The organism is Streptomyces sp. JK94, from assembly GCF_053613315.1.
Genome location: NZ_JBSICH010000014.1, coordinates 31,379 through 49,874, shown reverse-complemented (window position 1 = coordinate 49,874; position 18,496 = coordinate 31,379). Strand labels below are relative to the sequence as shown.

The window sequence follows — 18,496 nt, the reverse complement described above, 5'->3', positions numbered from 1 at the left end:
GGGTGTGACCTGTCCCACGATGCGACCTGCCATACTGCGGGTGTCCTGCCACTCGTAGGAGACCAGGGTCGAAATTGAATATCAGTCAACAGTGTGCCGCCGTCCGTCCGCGGGCGCGCGGCACCGAGCGCTCGCTGGTGCGCCGGACCGAACTGATCGCCATCGGGCGGAGGTTGTTCGCCGACACGTCGTACGACGCGCTCTCGATGGACGACATCGCCCGCCAGGCGCATGTCGCCAAGGGGCTGATCTACTACTACTTCCAGTCCAAGCGGGGCTACTACCTGGCGATCATCCAGGACTCCGTCGCCGACCTGGTCACCACCGCGGCGGGCGGCACCGAACGGCCGCAGGTGGACCGCGTCCACCGCACCATCGACGGATACCTGCGCTACGCCGAGCACCACCAGGCCGCCTACCGCACCATCGTCAGCGGCGGGGTCGGCTTCGACGCCGAGGTGCACGCCATCCGGGACGGGGTGCGCGAGGCCATCGTCGACACCATCGCCGAGGGGGCGTACGGCCGTTCCGACGTCGGTCCGCTGGCCCGCATGGGCCTGCTCGCCTGGGTGTGCAGTGTCGAGGGCGCCGCCCTGGACTGGATCGGCCGCCCCGAGCTGCCCCGCGAGACCATGTGCGACCTGCTGGTGAAGTCGCTCGGCGGGACCCTGCGCGCCATCGAGGAGCTGGACCCCGCCTGCCCGGCCCCGGCGCCCGCCCGGCGGGACGACCGGCACGCATAGCGCCGGGGCGGGCACCCGAGCCGGACCCGCCCCCACGCCTCCGTGGATCAGGTCAGTTGATCGTCTTCGATCGCCTCGATCAGCTCACCGTTCGCCGTGTCGCCGCTCAGCTCCCAGAAGAACGTGCCGCCCAGTCCCTGCTGGTCGTTGTACGTCATCTCGGTCGCGATGCTCTGCGGAGTGTCGTGACTCCACTCGTCGTCCCCGCACTCGGCGTACGCCGTGCCGGCCACGGCGCCGGTCGCCGGGCAGCTGGTCCTCGGCACCTTGCAGTCCCTTGATGCCGTTCTCGTACGTCCCCTGCGCCGGGCCGGCAGCGGTGCCGCCGGGCGCCGACCGGGAGGACGACCAGTGCGGTCGATAGGTAGGACCATTTCCCGGATCAAGGGTGCCGGGGAGGCCTCCGGCACCGGTCCGGTCACTTCTTGAAGTAAGCGGTCGTTAACTGGTGACTCGATGCCTCCAATCGGGCATACTCACAGCCCACAGCCGCTGGTCAGCCGCTTCCGCGACCCGGGAGTGCGAGCATCGGCCAGGCCCGAACGACCCGGCGGAACCGCCTCCACCCAAGGCGCACGTCCGCTGATGCGCCCGACAGGGAGGAGAGCGTCGCCATGCCCGACCGCGCCCCGCAGCCGGTGGACCGGCAACTGCCCACGGACGAGGCACGGGATCTGATCTCGCTCGTCCGCGACATCGCGCAGCGTGAGATCGCCCCGCACGCGGCCGAGGAGGAGGACGCCGGACGCTTCCCTCGCGAGGTCTTCGCCCTGCTCTCCGAGTCCGGCCTGCTCGGCCTGCCCTACGACGCCGGGTGCGGCGGCGGTGAGCAGCCGTACGAGGTCTACCTCCAGGTCCTGGAGGAGCTGGCCGCGGCCCGGCTCACGGTCGGCCTCGGCGTCAGCGTGCACACCCTCGCCTCCTACGCGCTCGCCGCCTACGGCACCAAGGAGCAGCAGACCGAGCACCTGCCCGCGATGCTCGGCGGCGGTCTGCTCGGCGCCTACTGCCTCTCCGAGCCCGCCTCCGGCTCGGACGCCGCCTCGCTGCGCACCCGGGCCGTGCGCGACGGCGACGACTGGGTGATCACCGGCACCAAGGCCTGGATCACGCACGGCGGCATCGCCGACTTCTACACCGTCATGGCGCGTACGGGCGCGGAGGGGCCGCGGGGCATCACCGCCTTCCTGGTCCCCGGCGACGCCGAGGGGCTGAGCGCCGCGGTGCCGGAGAAGAAGATGGGGCTGAAGGGCTCGCCCACCGCGCAGGTCCACCTCGACGGCGTGCGGGTCCGCGACGCCCGCCGCCTCGGCGCCGAGGGCCAGGGCTTCGCGATCGCCCTGTCCGCGCTCGACTCCGGGCGGCTCGGCATCGCCGCCTGCGCGATCGGTGTGGCCCAGGCGGCACTGGACGCGGCGGTGTCGTACGCGGTCGAGCGGCGGCAGTTCGGCAAGCCGATCTCCGACTTCCAGGGGCTGCGCTTCATGCTCGCCGACATGGCGACCCAGGTCGAGGCCGGCCGCGCGCTGTACCTCACCGCGGCGCGGCTGCGCGACGCCGGACTGCCCTTCGCCAAGCAGGCCGCCATGGCCAAGCTGCACTGCACCGACGCGGCGATGCGGGTCACCACCGACGCCGTGCAGGTCCTCGGCGGGTACGGCTACACCGCGGACTTCCCGGCCGAGCGGTACATGCGCGAGGCCAAGGTCCTGCAGATCGTCGAGGGCACGAACCAGATCCAGCGGATGGTCATCGCCCGTCACCTCGCGGGTCCCGAGGGACGCTGAAGTCGCCGGTCGCACGGAAGGCACCGGTCACGCCGAAGTCGCCGGTCAGGCCGTAGTCACCGGTGGCGAAGAAGTCCCCGAGGCCGCGCGGGGGCGCCGTCAGCCGTACCCACTCCGGGTCGTCGCGACCCGGCAGGGTACGGCCCCGCTGGGCCCAGGTCCGCATCAGCTCACGGTAGATCGGCGGGTCCGGGGGCTGCGGAGCCGGCGGAAGCAGTCCCGCGGGCGCCGGGACGAACACGCGGCGCCGAGGCCCGGTCGCCGAGTACGTGGCGGTCATACCCGGGCAACGCGGGGACGTGCGGACGGGTCACCGGCCCGCGCATTCGAGCGTGAGTTCCCGGGCGTACGCCGCCGAGCCCCGGCTCGGACCGGCGCCTGACGCACCGTCGGCACACCACCCCGGTCCCGCCCGGGCAGCGCCGCAGCCCGTGCCACGGCCGTCTGCGGACCGTGGCACGGGTGGGTCGGACGAGTGGTGAGCGACGGTCTCCCGGACGGTGGACGCCCGGACGGCTCAGGCCGCCTCGTGCCGCATCGACGGCACCCTGATCGGGCGCGAACCCGGGCCACCGACGTGGGAGAAGGGCTGGGTCCGCCAGTCGAGACCCTGGGGGAGCGTCAGCAGCAGGGCGGTGTCCTGCTCGTGGGGCTGGGACGACTCGTCCGCCGGACGGGCGTCGGTGGCCCTGCGGCCGGTACCGGCACAGGCCGTGAGCCCGAACGGGTTCCACGGCGAGGCGCACAGCGCGTGCTCCGGCAGTACCTCCTCGTCCGCCAGCAGGGCGATGGGCTGCGCGCAGTCCGGGCAGATCACCCGGTACATCTCGAAGGTGTCGTAGGCGTCGAGTTCCTCGTCGTCGAGGGCGTCGGGTTCGACGCCCTCCGATACGGGTTCGACGACCGGTTGCTGCCGCTTGGGCGTGGTACGTCCAGGGCGCTTAAGACTCTGCATGGGATTCTCCCCCTCGGGCTGGGCCGTGAAGGCACTGCGGCCTCGACCACAGCAAGCACTTCCCGTCCCCCCTGCGGGGTAATCACGAGAACATCACGGAGACGGTCCGGAGGGTGTGTGGTCTTCGTCACATGCCGTGCGTGAGCGCCCCGTGCGGCCGATTCGCCCCCGTCCGACGGCCGGTTGACCGGCCGTCACATCACGAACAGTGCCTGGCCTGGGCCGCTCAGGTATCCGAGGAGATCGACCGCACTGTAGGTTCTTGCGCCATGGAGGAGCTGGACCGACGGATCGTGCAGCTGCTCGTCAAGGACGGGCGGATGAGCTACACAGACCTGGGCAAGGCCACGGGCCTGTCCACGTCGGCCGTGCACCAGCGGGTGCGCCGGCTGGAGCAGCGTGGCGTCATCCGCGGCTACGCCGCGGTCGTCGACCCGGAGGCCGTCGGCCTGCCGATGACCGCGTTCATCTCCGTGAAACCGTTCGACCCCAGCGCCCCCGACGACATCGCGGACCGTCTGGCGGGCACTCCCGAGATCGAGGCCTGCCACAGTGTGGCGGGCGACGAGAACTACATCCTCAAGGTGCGTGTGGCCACCCCGCACGAGCTGGAGGAGCTGCTCGCCCGGGTCCGCTCCCTCGCGGGCGTCTCGACGCGGACCACCGTGGTGCTCTCCACGCCGTACGAGGCCCGGCCACCGCGTATCTGACCGCTTCCGCGCGAGCCCCGGCCGTCGCGGCCGTCGCATGTCCGACCCGCTGTCGCGCGAGCCCCGGCCGCAGGTCGAGTCGCCGGATCGCCCCGGCGCCGTCCGCCAGGAGCGCCCGCGCCCGCGTGCAGTGCCGACCTGCGTGCCGGGCGGTCCGCGCGAGGGGCGAGACTGGTGTCCATGAGTGAGTCCACCATCCCGTCCACGACCGTCCTGCTGCGCCGCGGCGAGGTCCACAGTCCCGCCGACCCCTTCGCGACGGCGATGGTCGTCGAACGCGGCCAGGTCGCCTGGGTCGGCTCCGAGGGAGCCGCGGACGCCTTCGCGGACGGGGTGGACGAGGTGGTCGACCTGGACAGTGCCCTGGTGACCCCGGCGTTCACGGACGCACACGTGCACACCACGTCCACCGGCCTGGCCCTCACCGGCCTCGACCTCTCCGGTGCCCCCACCCGCGCGGCGGCCCTCGCCCTCGTACGGGACTTCGCGGCGGCGCGCCCGGACGACCGCGTTCTCCTCGGGCACGGCTGGGACGCCTCCCGCTGGCCCGACGGCCTGCCCCCGACGCGTGCCGAGCTGGACGAGGCCACCGGCGGCCGTCCCCTCTACCTCAGCCGTATCGACGTCCATTCGGCCGTCGTCACCACCGCCCTGCTCGACCTGGTCCCCGGGGGCGCCGGCCGCGTCGACGGCCCGCTCACCGCCGACGCCCACCACGCCGTACGCGCTGCGGCCCTCGGGGCCGTCGCCCCCGCGCAGCGCACCGAGGCCCAGCGCGCCGCCCTCGCGCACGCCGCCTCCCTCGGCATCGGCACCGTTCACGAATGCGCAGGCCCGGAGATCTCCTCCGAGGACGACCTCACCGGCCTGCTCCGGCTGTCGGCCACGGAGGCCGGGCCGCGCGTGCTCGGCTACTGGGCCGAACAGGACGTCGACAAGGCGAGGGAGCTGGGCGCGATCGGCGCCGCGGGCGACCTCTTCGTCGACGGTGCCCTCGGCTCGCACACCGCCTGCCTGCACCAGCCGTACGCCGACGCCGGTCACAGCGGCACCGCCTACCTGGACGCCGTCGCCGTCGCCGCCCATGTCGTCGCCTGCACCGGGGCCGGACTCCAGGCAGGCTTCCACGCCATCGGCGACGCCGCCGTGACCGCCGTCGTCGAGGGCGTGCGTGCCGCCGCCGGCGAACTCGGCCTCGCCCGTGTCCGCGCCGCCCGCCACCGCGTCGAGCATGCCGAGATGCTCACCCCCGAGACCGTCGCGGCCTTCGCGGAGCTGGGCCTGACCGCCTCCGTCCAGCCCGCGTTCGACGCCCTGTGGGGCGGCGAGGACGGCATGTACGCCCGCCGCCTGGGCACCGAACGGGCGCGCACCCTCAACCCCTACGCCGCCCTGCTGCGCGCCGGAGTCCCGCTCGCCTTCGGCTCGGACAGCCCGGTCACGCCCCTCGACCCGTGGGGCACCGTCCGGGCCGCCGCCTTCCACCGCACGGCGGAGCACCGCGTCTCCGTGCGAGCGGCGTTCACGGCGCACACGCGCGGGGGCTGGCGGGCGGTCGGACGCGACGACGCGGGCGTCCTGGTGCCGGGCGCCCCCGCCGACTACGCGGTGTGGCGTACGGGCGAGCTGCTGGTCCAGGCTCCCGACGACCGGGTCGCACGCTGGTCGACCGACCCGCGTTCCGGGACCCCGGGCCTCCCCGACCTCACTCCGGGCCGGGACCTGCCCGTCTGCCTGCGCACCGTCGTCGGCGGCCGAACGGTCTTCGTACGGCCGGGCGAGTGATCCGCACGGCCGACGAGACGGTGATCTTCTGCCGGGTACGACCTGCGGGTCCTCCCCGCTGACCTGGGCATTGACGGGGAAGCCGCAGGTCGAACGGCTGTTGACAGCCGACGGCGGGGGGCCGGTAGGTTCGGCCGAGTCCACCACCGGACGTCCGACCGGGGAATACTCCGCGCACGCGTCGCGGCGCCGCTGGGTCAGGGACGGTGTGCCGCACCGGGGCACCGTCGCTGGGAGCCAGGCTCAGCGCTCTCGCCGTGACGAGGGAACGTTCCCGCCGGTCGGGAGGTGTGACCCGGGTGGGGCCCGGGCGCTCAGTAGACAACGGCTTTCGGTCGATCCGCAGCCAGCGGGTCCCAGGTCGGCCCGAAGGGCGCCGGGCCCCCATCCGCAGCGGAAACGGTCATTGAACGTGCATCCCTGCCCCGGCCCCGGGGAAACGACACCGCCGTACGCTCGTCGTGTCACGTCATCGCAGGCCGCGGCCATTATGGTGGTCCTCTGCGTACGGACATGAAGGGGCAGCGGTGAACGACGGCGACGGGACGCCCGCGGCAGCGGGGCGGGGGAGGCGGTTCGGTCCCCTGGGTACGGCCTTGGTGATCATCCCGACCTACAACGAGGCGGAGAACATCAAGACGATCGTCACGCGCGTGCGCGAGGCGGTCCCCGAGGCGCACGTTCTCGTGGCCGACGACAACAGCCCCGACGGCACCGGCAAGCTCGCCGACGAACTGGCCGCCGGGGACGACCACGTCCAGGTGCTGCACCGCCGGGGCAAGGAAGGGCTGGGCGCCGCCTACCTCGCGGGCTTCCGCTGGGGCCTGGAGCACGGCTACGGCGTGCTGATCGAGATGGACGCCGACGGCTCCCACCAGCCCGAGGAGCTGCCCCGCCTGCTGACCGCCCTCAAGGGCGCCGACCTGGTGCTCGGCTCCCGCTGGGTGCCCGGCGGCCGGGTGGTGAACTGGCCAAAGTCCCGCGAGTTCATCTCCCGCGGCGGCAGCATGTACTCGCGCCTCGCGCTCGACCTGCCGCTGCGCGACATCACCGGCGGCTACCGCGCCTTCCGCCGCGAGACCCTGGAGGGGCTCGGCCTGGACGAGGTCTCCTCCCAGGGCTACTGCTTCCAGGTCGACCTCGCGCGCCGGGCGATCAAGGCCGGCTACCACGTGGTCGAGGTGCCCATCACGTTCGTCGAGCGCGAGCACGGCGATTCCAAGATGAGCCGCGACATCCTCGTGGAGGCCCTGTGGCGGGTCACCACGTGGGGGGTGGGGGAGAGGGTCGGCAAGGTTCTGGGGCGCGACAAGCAGCCCGACAGGGCGCCGGGCGAGGCGACCGGCAGGCCGGCCGACGAGTCGACGACCGTGCGGACGGCTGAGACGGCTGAGACGGCTGAAGCGGCTGAGAAGCCCGGGCCGACCGAAAAGTCCGAGAGGTCCGCCGGCAAGGCCGGCGAGCCCGCCCCCGGGCCGGCCGGTAAGTCCGCCGGTATGGCCGGTGCACCCGCCCCCGAGCCGGCCGACGGGCCCGCACCGGCGGCCGAGAAGTCCGAACCGGCGGGCGGCAGGCCGACGCGGGCCCCCGAGGGAACGTCTGACGCCTGACGCCCCCTTATGCCGTGCTGAGCCGGGGCCAGGCACACTTGGGGGTATGACGACTGGCGCTCAGACCCCCAGGTCCTCCACCCGGCCCCCGCGCTCCCGGCTGCGCACGTTCCTGCCGCTGGGCATGGCCGCGTGGCTCGTGCTGGAGATCTGGCTGCTGACCCTGGTCGCGGGGGCGTCCAGCGGCTTCGTGGTCTTCCTGCTGCTGGTCGGGGGCATCGTCCTCGGCTCCGTGGTCATCAAGGCGGCGGGCCGCCGGGCCTTCCGGAACCTCACGGAGACGTTGCAGCAGCAGCAGTCCGGCAGGGCGCCGGAGGCCCGGCCGAACAGCGAGGGCAACGGCCTGGTGATGCTGGGCGGGCTGCTCCTGATACTGCCCGGCCTGATCTCGGACGCGCTGGGTCTGCTCATGCTGCTGCCCCCGGTGCAGAAGGCGGTGAGCCGCTACGCGGAGCGGACCGTGGAGCGCAAGCTCCGCGAGGCCGGCCCCGGCACCCTGGGAGACGCCTTCCGCCAGGCCCGCATGCACCAGCCGGACGGCAGGGTCGTCCAGGGCGAGGTCGTACGGGACGACCCGGACGACGCCCCGCGGGACCCTCGCCCGCCGCTGACGCGCTGAGATCCGACGTACCGGGCCGGGGCCCTGTTCGGTCCCGGCCCGCCAGACGGTCCGCCGGCCCCACCGGCAGCAAAACCGCGGGTGCCGTACGTGAAGCTCACGTACGGCACCCGCGGTGTTCGGTTGTGCTGCTTACGGTTTCCCGCTACGCACTCTTGCGGCTGTCTCGCGGATGCACCGCGATGTTCATCGCGCCGGAGCGCAGAACGGCCAGCCGCTCCTCGAGGACCTCTTCGAGTTCCTCGCGGGTGCGGCGTTCCATCAGCATGTCCCAGTGCGTACGCGCGGGCTTGGCCTTCTTTTCCTCAGGGCCGTCGCCGTCCACGAGGAGTGCCTGGGCCCCGCAGACCTTGCACTCCCACTCCGGCGGGATCTCCGCCTCGACCGAGAAGGGCATCTCGAATCGATGCCCCTTCTCGCATGCGTACTCCACGGCCTGGCGCGGGGCCAGGTCGATGCCGCGGTCCGTCTCGTAGCTGGTCACCACGAGGCGCGTGCCGCGAAGAGCTCGCTCACTCATGAATCGTGCCTCCCGGGCTTGTCGCCCACAGGACAGGTGTCGCTGTCGTCGTCATCCGGTCAACGTCCGGGCGGCGGTAAAGATTCCCGTCCCGACTCCCGTTCCGGGCGTCTGCGTCGCCGTCGCAGTCGCAGCCTTGCAACCAGTGCAGTACCCGCCGACGCCCGGTTTGTCACCTCTGCTGGCAGATGCGACATAGCGTTTCGGCACCATTGACGCGCAGTAACGGTACGCCTGGCAGGCCAAACGCGTACACTACAGCTCTTTCGCGCCGAGTGCTAAATCCGCTCGGGTACCGGGTTGCCCGCGTCGCCGATGGCCCGCCGTACGGGGACCCGCGCGAGCAGGGCGAAACCGATGACGAAGAACGCCACCAGCGAGATGATCGCGTCCCGGTAGCTCCCGGTCAGCTGGTAGGTCAGCCCGAACAGCAGGGGACCGAGCCAGCTCATCCCGCGGTCGCTCAGCTCGTACGCCGAGAAGTACTCGGCCTCCTTCCCGGGCGGGACCAGGTGGGAGAACAGGGAGCGGGACAGTGCCTGGCTGCCGCCGAGGACGAGCCCGATCCCGGCGGCCAGGACGAAGAACCACACCGGCTCCCCGGCCGGCAGGAAGTAACCGGCCGCGAGGGTGACGGTCCAGGCGACCAGCGACCCGAGGATCGTGCGCTTCGCCCCGTACGTCCGGGCCAGCCGGCCGAGCGCCAGCGCGCCCGCCACCGCCAGCAGCTGGACCAGCAGCACGGCCACGATGAGCGTCGACTGCCCGAGGTCCAGTTCCTCGGAGCCGTAGACCGAGGCCTGGGAGATCACCGTCTGGATGCCGTCGTTGTAGACGAGGTACGCCAGCAGGAAGGCCAGGGTCAGTGGGCGGCGGCGCATGTCGCGGACGGTGGCCGCGAGCTGCCGGAAACCGGGCAGGGCCGCCTCGCGCGCGGGAGCGCGGCGGTCGCGCAGCCGCCGCAGCGGGATCAGCGCGAAGGCGCCCCACCACAGTCCGGCCGACGCCAGGCAGACCCGGACCGCCGCGCTCTCGGTCAGTCCGAAGGAGTCGTGGGCGGTGTAGAGGATCAGGTTCGCGACCAGGACCAGTGCCCCGGCCGCGTAGCCGAAGGCCCAGCCGCGTGAGGAGACCGCGTCGCGTTCCTCGGGCGGGGCGATCTGGGGCAGGTACGCGTTGTAGAGCATCATCGCCACGGACTGCGCGGCGTTGGCGACGACCAGGAGCAGGCCGCCCAGCAGATAGCGGTCGCCGTCGAGGAAGAACATGGCGGTCGTGGCCCCCGCGCCGGTGTACGCGGCGGCGGCCAGCAGCGGCTTCTTGCGGCCGGAGCGGTCGGCCGCGGCGCCCACCAGGGGCATCACGAGCACCGCGGCGATCACGGACAGGGACACCGAGTACGCGAAGAAGGACCCGGCCCGCACGGGTATGCCCAGCGGGTGGACGTACCCGTCCGCGTCGGCCGCCGACTCGGCGACCGACGTCAGATAGGGCCCGAGGAAGACGGTGAGCACGCTCGTCGAGTAGGCCGAGCACGCCCAGTCGTAGACGTACCAGCCGCGCTGCTCGCGCCGCCGGCCGGCGGCTCCGTCGGCCGCGTCCGTCCGCACGGTGTCGGTGCCCACCCGTGCCCTCGCTTCCCCGTGAGACGCGCGACGGCCCGAGGCCGGCCACGGATGCCGGACGGTCTCAGACCCAGAGACCGCGGTCCTCCATGACCCTGCGCAGTGTGTCGATGTGATCGGTCATGATGCCATCCACCCCCAGATCCAGGAGCCGGTGCATGCGGTCGGGGTCGTTCACCGTCCAGACGTGCACCTGGAGGCCCCGTGCGTGGGCGGCGCGCACGAAGCGCTGATCGACCACCTGGATGCCCGACTGGGTCTCGGGCACCTGTGCGGCCACCGCCGAGCGGCGCAGTGCGGCCGGGACGCCCCAGGAGCGCAGTCGCAGGTTGAGGACGCCCCTGGTGCCGTACGAGGTGGCCAGGCGCGGGCCGGCCAGGCGCTGGGCGCGGATCACGCGTGCCTCGGAGAACGAGCCGACGCAGATCCGGTCCCAGCCGTTCGTCCGCTCGACCAGGTCCAGCAGCGGCAGCAGCGCCTGCTCCGCCTTGACGTCGACGTTCCAGCGGACCTCGGGAAAGGTCTCCAGCAGCTCCTCGAAGAGCGGCACCGGCTCCACGCCCGCGACGCGCGCGTGACGCACCTTCTGCCACGGGAGGTCGGCGATCCGCCCGGCCCCGTCCGTCACCCGGTCCAGCGTCGGGTCGTGGAAGGCGACGAGCTTCCCGTCCCGTGTGGCGTGCACGTCGGTCTCGAGGTACCGGTATCCCGTCCCGACCGCGCGCCGGAACTGCCGCAGGGTGTTCTCCAGGCCGTCCGCGGCCCCGCCCCGGTGGGCGAACGCGATCGGACCGGGGTGGTCCAGATAGGGGTGGCGCGGGTGGCGTATCGGGGTGGTCACCGACGCAGTATGGCGCGCCGGGGTTGACCGGCGGCGACCACCGTGCTGCCGCCCGGTGCCGGAGGAACGGCGAACACGCGCAGGAACACCTGGGCGAGCGGACCGATCGACACCGCGTACAGCAGGGTGCCGACCCCGACCGTGCCGCCGAGGGCGAAGCCCGTCGCCACGACGGTGATCTCGACGGCGGTCCGTACCAGGCGCACCGAGAGCCCCGTGCACCGGTTGAGCCCGGTCATCAGGCCGTCGCGCGGGCCCGGGCCGAACCGTGCGGCGATGTACAGGCCGGTCGCCGCGCCGTTCAGGACGATCCCCGCCACCATCATGGCGACGCGCGGCGTCCAGCCGTGGGCGTCGGGCACGACGGCCAGGGCCGCGTCCATCGCGGCGCCGATCACCAGCACGTTCGACACCGTGCCGAGGCCCGGCCGCTGGCGCAGCGGGATCCACAGCAGCAGCACGGCCGCGCCGACGACGGTCAGCACCACCCCCATCGACAGGCCGGTGCGCCCGGCGAGGCCCTGGTGCAGCACGTTCCACGGCTCCAGCCCCAGTCCCGACCTGACCAGCAGCGCCGAACTCGCGCCGTACAGCACGAGTCCGCCGTAGAGCTGTGTCAGTCGCCGCGTGAGATGCCGTGGCCCGGTCTGTCTGGACAAGACGTGCCCCCTGTGGTGGTAGTGGCCTGATGCGTGACATCCTGTGGCCTGAGAAGGAGAGCCAACCATGGCCAATTCGGGGAAGGTGGACTGATTCACATGGTGCAGTGGACCTCGGCCGTGGGGGCGGGGCAGCTCGCCCGGCTGCTCGGCTCCCAGCAGGAGCGCCCGGCCGGGCCCGGCACCCGTCGCCCGCCCGCCTACCGCGCGCTCGCGGACGGCATCCGGCTGCTCGTGCTCGAAGGGCGGGTGCCGGTCGCCGCCCGGCTGCCCGCCGAACGCGAGCTGGCCCTGTCCCTGACCGTCAGCCGTACCACCGTCGCCGCCGCCTACGAGGCCCTGCGCGCCGAGGGCTTCCTGGAGTCCCGGCGCGGCGCGGGCAGCTGGACCGCCGTGCCCGCCGGGAACCCCTTGCCGGCGCGCGGGCTGGAGCCCCTGCCGCCCGAGGCGCTCGGCTCGATGATCGACCTCGGCTGCGCGGCGCTCCCCGCACCCGAGCCCTGGCTCACCCGGGCCGTGCAGGGCGCTCTGGAGGAGCTGCCCCCCTACGCGCACACCCACGGCGACTACCCGGCCGGGCTGCCCGCGCTGCGCGCCATGATCGCCGAGCGCTACACCGCGCGCGGCATCCCGACCATGCCCGAGCAGATCATGGTGACCACGGGGGCGATGGGCGCGATCGACGCCATCTGTCACCTGTTCGGGGGGCGTGGGGAGCGCATCGCCGTGGAGTCCCCCTCGTACGCCAACATCCTCCAGCTGATGCGCGAGGCCGGGGCCCGGCTGGTCCCCGTCGCGATGGCCGAGGGGCTCACCGGCTGGGACGTGGACCGCTGGCGCCAGGTGCTCCGCGACGCCGCGCCCCGCATCGCGTACGTGGTCGCCGACTTCCACAACCCCACCGGCGCGCTCGCCGACGACGACCAGCGGCGGCGGCTGGTGGACGCGGCCCGGTCGGCGGGGACGGTGCTCGTGGCCGACGAGACGATGAGCGAGCTGTGGCTGGACGACGAGGTCGAGATGCCGCGCCCGGTGTGCGCCTTCGACCCGGCCGGCTCCACGGTCGTCACCGTCGGCTCCGCCAGCAAGGCCTTCTGGGCCGGGATGCGCATCGGCTGGGTCCGCGCCGCGCCCGACGTGATCCGCAGCCTGGTCGCCGCGCGCGCGTACGCCGACCTGGGCACGCCCGTGCTGGAGCAACTGGCCGTGAACTGGCTGTTCAGCACCGGGGGCTGGGAGCAGGCCGTGGCGGTGCGCCGCGCGCAGGCCCGGCAGAACCGGGACGAGCTGGTGGCCGCGGTGCGCCGCGAACTGCCCGACTGGGAGTTCGAGGTGCCGCGCGGCGGGCTCACCCTGTGGGTGCGGACCGGCGGCCTGTCGGGCTCACGGCTCGCCGAGGCGGGGGAGCGGGTGGGAGTCCGGGTCCCCTCCGGGCCGCGGTTCGGGGTCGACGGGGCCTTCGAGGGCTACGTCCGGCTGCCGTTCACCGTCGGCGGGGCGGTGGCCGAGGAGGCGGCGGCACGCCTGGCCGCGGCGGCCCGGCTGGTGGAGAGCGGCGGTGGCGTCGGCGGCGGCGAAGGGCCGCGCACGTTCGTGGCGTAACGGGGGAGCCGCCGGTCCCGGGGGAACCGCCAGTCCCGGGGGGCCCGGGGCCGGAGAAGCCGGTCCGCCTCGGTGGTCGCGTCCCGGACGGTGCTGCCGGGGCGGGACCGCCGAGGCGGCGGACCGGCGGGCGGGGCCGGAGGTCACCCCGGGAACGGTCCGGCGGCTCCGGGCCGGGTCGCGTCCGGTCCGCGGCGGAGTGGGCCGCTTCGGTCCGGGGGCGTCAGGAGGTCCCGCCGCGACCGGTCCAGTACGGGTGGAGTGGTCAGGAGGTCTCCGCCGCGACCGCTTCGGCCGGGACCTTCCCCTCGCGGGCCGGCTCCGCGGCCGCCGCCTCCGACGGGACCTGCGACACGGTAGCCGCCGTTTCCACCACGACCGGTGCCGGCTCGGCCTTCACCACGACCGCTGTCGCCGCCGCTTCCACCACGACCGGTGCGGATTCGACGCCCGCCACGGCCCGGGCCGGCTCGGCCACGACGACCGGTGCCGAAGCGACGCCCGCCGCGACCGGTGCCGAAGCGACGCCGGCCACGACCGGTGCCGGCCCGGCGTCCGCCCCGGACTCGCCGGGACCGACCTCCTCCCGGCCCGGGGTGCCCTTCTTCCCGACGGAGACGGTCCTGCCCGTGGGGGCCTTCTCGTCGGTCGGGTGCGTGGTGCCGGTGGGGGCGGGCTGCTCCGCGGGGACGGCCTTCGCGGTGGAGACGCGCTCCGCCTCCACGGGTACCGGAGCCCGCTCCCCGTCCGCGGGCGTCGTGCGCGGCGGGAGCAGGCAGAGGACGGCCTGTCGGTGCGCTTCGCTGGTCGCGTCGTCGTACGGGTCCGGCGTGGCCGGGACCTGGAGGCGGTGCACCGGGCCGGTGCCCAGGCGGGCGTAGCCGCGGCCGGGCGGGACCTGGTCGACGGGAGTGGTGTGCGGGGGAGCGCCCAGCACGGCCGTCAGCTCGTCCGCCGTGGCCGGGCCGAGGACGACCCGCGCGCGCGTGTGCTGTCGTACGGCGTCGCTGAGGCTGTCCAGGGCGTCCAGCTGGTCGGCGACGACCACCGTCACGTTCGCGGCGCGGCCGTGACGCAGCGGGATCTGGAGCAGGGACTGCGGGTCCCTGCGGCCGTCCGTGGCGGCCAGGTGCGCGAACGCGCTCGGCCGGTCGAGGAAGACCCACAGGGGCCGCCGGGTGTCGTCGGGCGGAGGCCGGCCCTCCTGCCGGGCCCGGTTGACGGCGATCAGCCGTCGTTCCGTCTCGGCCGCGGCCCATTCGAGGCTCGTCAGCGCCCCGGTGAGGCCGCACTCGACGGCGAGTACGCCGTCCCGGCCGACCAGGCAGGCGTACTCGCCGGTGCCGCCGCCGTCGGCGATCAGCAGGTCGCCGTGGTGCAGGGCCTGCAGCGCCACCGAGCGCAGCAGGGTGGAGGTGCCCGTCCCGGGCTGCCCCAGGGCCAGCAGGTGGGGCTCGGTCGAGCGGATGCCGGTGCGCCAGACGACCGGCGGGACGTCCCGCCGCTCCTCGCCATGGGTGAGCGGGAGGGTGCGCTGGACCCGGGTCGGGTCGGTGAAGCCGAGGACCGTCTCGCCGGGCGCCGTCACGAACCGCTGGACGGCGATGTCGGTGGGCAGCGCCGCGAGCACGTCGACGGAGAGGTGGTTGGCCTCCTCGTCCCACGCGAAGTGGTACTCGCGTCCCCGCCCCGCCTTGGCGGCGAGCAGGTGCTCGATGCGGGCGCGGGCCTCGGCCTCCCCGTCGGTGAAGAACGCGGGATAGCGGACCACCAGGTGGGCGAAGCGGCCGTTGGCGTCGAACTCGTACGCCGGGAACGCCTTCTCCCACTCACCCCCGTGGGAGTAGAGGGGGTCGGGGTCCTCGGCGAGCGAGAAGTACGGGACCAAGGCCTCGTAGAGCGACTGCAGGCGCTTGGTCTCGGAGTCGTCGGGGCCGTCCGGCACCGGTGGGGTGCGGTCCCGGCCCTGCCAGGCGGCCGCCGCCATCAGGGTGACGGCGGCGAGCAGTGGGCCGTAGGGCACGAGAGCCACGGCCAGGACCACCGAGGCCACCAGGAACAGCAGCGCGCCGCGCCGGTCCTTGGGGGTCTCGGTCCATCTGCGCCGCGCGGCCGCGGCCAGGCGGCGCAGACCGCGGGCGATCGTGATCAACGGCTGGAGGACATCGGTGGCGCTGTCGGCCGCCGTCCGGGCCAGCTCCCGGCTCCGGGCGAGCTGTGCGCCGCCGTTGCTCAGAATGCGGGGGAGGGGCCGCCGGGCCACTGCTGCCTCCTGGAAGTGCGTACGTGCGGATGTCGGGTGGTGGTGCGGGCCGTCAGAACTTGATTCCGCCGAGGAGGCCCGCCAGGCTCTCGCCGCCCGCCTTGATGCTCGGGGCGATGGCCGTGCTGGCGAGATAGAACCCGAACAGGACCGCGACCAGCGCGTGCGAGGCCTTGAGGCCGTCCTTGCGGAAGAAGATGAAGACGACGATGCCGAGCAGGACCACGCCTGAGATCGAGAGGATCATTGAGTTCTCCTGGTTTCGCGGGGGACAGTCACCATGAGTACTTCCAGGCTCACAGCATGTATCCATACGATAAAAGGTGCAAACGGGCGAAATCCCGCGAAATTGCCTCAGGTGGCGCAGTGATCCGCTGGGCCGGTTGAGCTGGGCGGTTGCGCCCGGCCGGGTCCGTGCCGATCTTTACCTCGGGCACGTCGGCTCGCGCGCGGCACGAGCCGTTACCCTGGCGATTCACCTGTACGGCCGCACCGCTCGTGGCCGTGCGGCCCCGAAGTCCCCAACGTTCACGACGTGTGCAGCGTTCGTAGTGAGAGGTGGTCCGGCCGATGAGTGAAGCCCCCGACCCCGAGGTCGTGGAGCTGGCGACCAAGATCTTCGATCTGGCCCGGCAGGGGCGGACCGAGGAACTGGTGGCGTACGTGGACGCCGGGGTCCCGGCCAACCTCACCAACGACCGCGGCGACTCCCTCGTCATGCTCGCCGCCTACCACGGCCACGCCGAAGCGGTGCGGGCGCTGCTGGCCCGTGGCGCCGAGGCCGACCGCATCAACGACCGCGGTCAGACGCCGCTTGCCGGGGCCGCCTTCAAGGGTGAGACGGAAGTGACCAGGGCGCTTCTGGAGGCCGGTGCCGATCCGGCCGCGGGTACCCCGTCGGCCGTCGACACGGCGCGGATGTTCGCCCGGACGGAGCTGCTGGAGCTGTTCGGCACCCGGTGACCGGACGCCGGGCCGGGACCGCTCCGGATCGGCCCCACCCATTCCGACCAGGGAAAACACGAAAAACGGGGGAGGCGATACAGGGCCGCCGAAATTTCGGTCGCGGCAGATGTGACCGCCGGGTCATCATGACGACGTGGTTCACGGACGTGATGGCTGGGCAGGTGTTGCCGCACCGCGCGGCCCGTGACACGGCCCGCACGGGCCATCGACGAGAGGCAGAGGAACATGGTCTTCAGCAAGCAAGAGACGGCGGGCGCTCCGACGTGTTGGCGCACGGCCAGGTAACGCGTGCTCCCCGGTTGCGTCGACGCTTGATGTGAGGCTGTTTCCCATGTTCGATCCGGTCATAGCGCCCAGCGGTACGCTGCTCGGCCTGCTTCAGCGGGGTCGCGGCGACGGCACGCTGCATGCGCTCACCGCTCCGCGGACCGAAGCGCTCGCGGCACTGAACCACTGTGTGCTGCACGACCCCCGCCACGACTGGCAGGTCGAGAACCGCTCCCTCTACTACGCCCGCCTCTACCTCGACCTGAACGGCGAGCTGGACGCGATCGAGGCCCACCTCTTCGACCCCGAGGACATCCTCGACTCCGACGAGTCACGCACCGGGCTCGCCCTCGCGGTCCTCGGCCACCTCGCGTCCTACGGCAGGCTCGACGCGCTCGGGCTGTTGCGCGGGTACGCCGCCCACGGCACCAACTGGGCGTGGGCCCTGGACGAGCTGGCCCTGCGCGACGACGACGCCGGGCTGCGTGCCCTCGCCGCCCCCGTCCTGGCACGCTTCCCGCGCGACGCCGAGGGCGAGGCCGAGCTGGCCGTCGCCGTACGCGACGCCTTCGAACCCCGCCCCTGGCGGCTGTGGGCCGACGATCCGCGCGAGTCGATCGCCACGCGCGTGCGTGCCGCTCGGGAGACGGGCTGTTTCGACCGCTGGCAGCGGCAGATGAGTCCCGCCGGCCCGCGACCGGGCTGGAGCGTGCGGGCCGTGTTCGAGTGGGCCGACCAGGGTGTCGAGCGCGGCGTCGCGCTGCACGTGCCGGCCGCCCGGTGCCTCACCGCCGTTGCCGGCCCCGAGGACCGGCCCGAGATCGTCGAGGCCGCCCGGTGCGGCGCCGAGGGCGCCCGCTGCACCGCCCTGCACTACCTCGCCGACGGCAACGATCCGGACGCCCTCGCCCTGATCGAGGGCGCCGTGACCACCGGCTCGGCCCCGGTGGTGGAGGCCGCCGTCGCCGCCTTCGAGCGCATGCGCGGCCTCGCCGCCGTGGACCGCGCGCGCGGCTGGGTCCACCGGCCCGACGCCCTGGGCGCCGCCGCCGGCCGCGTGCTCGCCTGCCGGGGCGGAGCGCGGGACCGCGACCTCGTCCTCGCCGCCCTCCGGGAGGCGGTGCGCGACGAGGGCCCGGACGCGCAGACGCTGTGGACCCTGGTCGACGGCACCGGCCGGCTCGGCATCGCCTGCGCGGCTCCCGTACTGCGCCACATCTACCGCGAGACCGCCTCCTCCCACCTGCGCGGCCGGGCCGCCCGTGCGCTGGCCGCCACCGACCCGTCCTTCGCCGCCGGATTCGCCATCGAGTGCCTGTGGGACTGCGAGGAGACCACCCGCGAACTCGCCGCCCACCACGCCGAGACCGGTGACAACCGCGTCGTCGAACGGCTGCGCAGGCTGGCCGCCGATCCGGCCGAGGAGGACGAGGTCCAGACGGCCGTGCGCAGCCGCTTCGGACCGGACATGCCCACGGTGTGAGCGTGCCAGCACGGGCACGGGCACGTGCATGGCGGGCGGGGTGCCGGGCGCCCGTCCGCCC

16 protein-coding genes and 2 pseudogenes are annotated in these 18,496 nt (G+C 73.4%); 9 read left to right on the top strand and 9 right to left on the bottom strand.

Annotated features, from left to right (window positions below; genetic code table 11):
- Nucleotides 1–74: 74 nt before the first annotated feature.
- Nucleotides 75–743, top strand: coding sequence for a TetR/AcrR family transcriptional regulator (locus tag ACVV2G_RS13370; protein ID WP_453842898.1), 669 nt, complete (start codon nucleotides 75–77; stop codon nucleotides 741–743).
- A 47-nt stretch (nucleotides 744–790) separates the two neighbouring features.
- Here ACVV2G_RS13370 and ACVV2G_RS13365 read toward each other — a convergent pair.
- Nucleotides 791–1,079, bottom strand: a pseudogene (locus tag ACVV2G_RS13365) (chitinase); the annotation flags it as partial.
- Nucleotides 1,080–1,357: 278 nt separating this feature from the next.
- Between ACVV2G_RS13365 and ACVV2G_RS13360 the strand changes: the two are divergent.
- On the top strand, nucleotides 1,358–2,530 hold the full coding sequence (locus ACVV2G_RS13360) for an acyl-CoA dehydrogenase family protein (RefSeq protein WP_453842897.1): 1,173 nt from the start codon (nucleotides 1,358–1,360) through the stop codon (nucleotides 2,528–2,530).
- On the opposite strand, the gene ACVV2G_RS13355 is transcribed toward ACVV2G_RS13360, so the two are convergent.
- Complete coding sequence (locus ACVV2G_RS13355) at nucleotides 2,493–2,696, bottom strand: hypothetical protein (protein ID WP_453842896.1); 204 nt, start codon at nucleotides 2,694–2,696, stop codon at nucleotides 2,493–2,495. The genes ACVV2G_RS13360 and ACVV2G_RS13355 overlap by 38 nt on opposite strands.
- 351 nt (nucleotides 2,697–3,047) lie before the next feature.
- Nucleotides 3,048–3,485: a hypothetical protein gene (locus ACVV2G_RS13350; RefSeq protein ID WP_453842895.1), complete on the bottom strand. Its 438-nt coding sequence runs from the start codon at nucleotides 3,483–3,485 to the stop codon at nucleotides 3,048–3,050.
- A gap of 269 nt (nucleotides 3,486–3,754) precedes the next feature.
- Here ACVV2G_RS13350 and ACVV2G_RS13345 point away from each other — a divergent pair, with 269 nt between their 5' ends.
- The 4 genes and pseudogenes from ACVV2G_RS13345 to fxsA all read left to right on the top strand — a co-directional run bounded on the left by ACVV2G_RS13345 (nucleotide 3,755) and on the right by fxsA (nucleotide 8,209).
- On the top strand, nucleotides 3,755–4,195 hold the full coding sequence (locus ACVV2G_RS13345) for an Lrp/AsnC family transcriptional regulator (protein WP_453842894.1): 441 nt from the start codon (nucleotides 3,755–3,757) through the stop codon (nucleotides 4,193–4,195).
- Between the two features lie 180 nt (nucleotides 4,196–4,375).
- Nucleotides 4,376–5,980, top strand: coding sequence for an amidohydrolase (locus ACVV2G_RS13340; protein ID WP_453842893.1), 1,605 nt, complete (start codon nucleotides 4,376–4,378; stop codon nucleotides 5,978–5,980).
- Nucleotides 5,981–6,507: 527 nt separating this feature from the next.
- A pseudogene (locus tag ACVV2G_RS13335) lies at nucleotides 6,508–7,294 on the top strand (polyprenol monophosphomannose synthase); the annotation flags it as partial.
- A 342-nt stretch (nucleotides 7,295–7,636) separates the two neighbouring features.
- Nucleotides 7,637–8,209 carry an FxsA family membrane protein gene (gene fxsA / locus ACVV2G_RS13330; protein WP_453842892.1) on the top strand — a complete coding sequence of 191 codons (573 nt, stop codon included), beginning with the start codon at nucleotides 7,637–7,639 and terminating at the stop codon, nucleotides 8,207–8,209.
- A 145-nt stretch (nucleotides 8,210–8,354) separates the two neighbouring features.
- Here fxsA and ACVV2G_RS13325 read toward each other — a convergent pair whose 3' ends face one another.
- The 4 genes from ACVV2G_RS13325 to yczE form a co-directional block, all read right to left on the bottom strand.
- Nucleotides 8,355–8,729: an RNA polymerase-binding protein RbpA gene (locus ACVV2G_RS13325; RefSeq protein WP_003977404.1), complete on the bottom strand. Its 375-nt coding sequence runs from the start codon at nucleotides 8,727–8,729 to the stop codon at nucleotides 8,355–8,357.
- A 278-nt stretch (nucleotides 8,730–9,007) separates the two neighbouring features.
- On the bottom strand, nucleotides 9,008–10,354 hold the full coding sequence (locus tag ACVV2G_RS13320; RefSeq protein WP_453842891.1) for an MFS transporter: 1,347 nt from the start codon (nucleotides 10,352–10,354) through the stop codon (nucleotides 9,008–9,010).
- Nucleotides 10,355–10,418: 64 nt separating this feature from the next.
- Nucleotides 10,419–11,195: a glycerophosphodiester phosphodiesterase family protein gene (locus tag ACVV2G_RS13315; RefSeq protein ID WP_453842890.1), complete on the bottom strand. Its 777-nt coding sequence runs from the start codon at nucleotides 11,193–11,195 to the stop codon at nucleotides 10,419–10,421.
- Nucleotides 11,192–11,923 (bottom strand): membrane protein YczE, encoded by a 732-nt coding sequence (gene yczE, locus ACVV2G_RS13310; RefSeq protein ID WP_453843084.1) that lies wholly within the window; start codon nucleotides 11,921–11,923, stop codon nucleotides 11,192–11,194. Before yczE ends, ACVV2G_RS13315 begins: the two co-directional genes overlap by 4 nt.
- A gap of 30 nt (nucleotides 11,924–11,953) precedes the next feature.
- On the opposite strand from yczE, the gene ACVV2G_RS13305 reads away from it, so the two are divergent.
- Nucleotides 11,954–13,456, top strand: coding sequence for an SCO1417 family PLP biosynthesis transcription factor (locus ACVV2G_RS13305; RefSeq protein ID WP_453842889.1), 1,503 nt, complete (start codon nucleotides 11,954–11,956; stop codon nucleotides 13,454–13,456).
- A 265-nt stretch (nucleotides 13,457–13,721) separates the two neighbouring features.
- Here ACVV2G_RS13305 and ACVV2G_RS13300 read toward each other — a convergent pair whose 3' ends face one another.
- Together ACVV2G_RS13300 and ACVV2G_RS13295 are read right to left on the bottom strand one after the other, a co-directional pair.
- Nucleotides 13,722–15,719: a hypothetical protein gene (locus tag ACVV2G_RS13300; RefSeq protein ID WP_453842888.1), complete on the bottom strand. Its 1,998-nt coding sequence runs from the start codon at nucleotides 15,717–15,719 to the stop codon at nucleotides 13,722–13,724.
- A 52-nt stretch (nucleotides 15,720–15,771) separates the two neighbouring features.
- The gene (locus ACVV2G_RS13295) at nucleotides 15,772–15,966 is read right to left on the bottom strand and encodes a hypothetical protein (RefSeq protein WP_003977410.1); all 195 of its coding nucleotides are present in this window, start codon (nucleotides 15,964–15,966) and stop codon (nucleotides 15,772–15,774) included.
- Nucleotides 15,967–16,289: 323 nt separating this feature from the next.
- Between ACVV2G_RS13295 and ACVV2G_RS13290 the strand changes: the two genes are divergently transcribed.
- Nucleotides 16,290–16,682 (top strand): ankyrin repeat domain-containing protein, encoded by a 393-nt coding sequence (locus ACVV2G_RS13290; protein ID WP_453842887.1) that lies wholly within the window; start codon nucleotides 16,290–16,292, stop codon nucleotides 16,680–16,682.
- Nucleotides 16,683–17,016: 334 nt separating this feature from the next.
- Entirely contained in the window at nucleotides 17,017–18,435 is a 1,419-nt protein-coding gene (locus ACVV2G_RS13285; RefSeq protein WP_453842886.1) for a HEAT repeat domain-containing protein, read from the top strand.
- Nucleotides 18,436–18,496 lie beyond the last annotated feature (61 nt).

What these genes read in the sequence shown, in the direction of transcription:
- ACVV2G_RS13360 (WP_453842897.1), top strand. Translation starts at nt 1,358, where the DNA reads ATGCCCGACCGCGCCCCGCAGCCGGTGGACCGGCAACTGCCCACGGAC.
- ACVV2G_RS13355 (WP_453842896.1), bottom strand. Translation starts at nt 2,696, where the DNA reads ATGCGGACCTGGGCCCAGCGGGGCCGTACCCTGCCGGGTCGCGACGAC.
- ACVV2G_RS13350 (WP_453842895.1), bottom strand. Translation starts at nt 3,485, where the DNA reads ATGCAGAGTCTTAAGCGCCCTGGACGTACCACGCCCAAGCGGCAGCAA.
- ACVV2G_RS13345 (WP_453842894.1), top strand. Translation starts at nt 3,755, where the DNA reads ATGGAGGAGCTGGACCGACGGATCGTGCAGCTGCTCGTCAAGGACGGG.
- ACVV2G_RS13340 (WP_453842893.1), top strand. Translation starts at nt 4,376, where the DNA reads ATGAGTGAGTCCACCATCCCGTCCACGACCGTCCTGCTGCGCCGCGGC.
- fxsA (WP_453842892.1), top strand. Translation starts at nt 7,637, where the DNA reads ATGACGACTGGCGCTCAGACCCCCAGGTCCTCCACCCGGCCCCCGCGC.
- ACVV2G_RS13325 (WP_003977404.1), bottom strand. Translation starts at nt 8,729, where the DNA reads ATGAGTGAGCGAGCTCTTCGCGGCACGCGCCTCGTGGTGACCAGCTAC.
- yczE (WP_453843084.1), bottom strand. Translation starts at nt 11,923, where the DNA reads ATGGTTGGCTCTCCTTCTCAGGCCACAGGATGTCACGCATCAGGCCAC.
- ACVV2G_RS13305 (WP_453842889.1), top strand. Translation starts at nt 11,954, where the DNA reads ATGGTGCAGTGGACCTCGGCCGTGGGGGCGGGGCAGCTCGCCCGGCTG.
- ACVV2G_RS13295 (WP_003977410.1), bottom strand. Translation starts at nt 15,966, where the DNA reads ATGATCCTCTCGATCTCAGGCGTGGTCCTGCTCGGCATCGTCGTCTTC.
- ACVV2G_RS13290 (WP_453842887.1), top strand. Translation starts at nt 16,290, where the DNA reads ATGAGTGAAGCCCCCGACCCCGAGGTCGTGGAGCTGGCGACCAAGATC.
- ACVV2G_RS13285 (WP_453842886.1), top strand. Translation starts at nt 17,017, where the DNA reads ATGTTCGATCCGGTCATAGCGCCCAGCGGTACGCTGCTCGGCCTGCTT.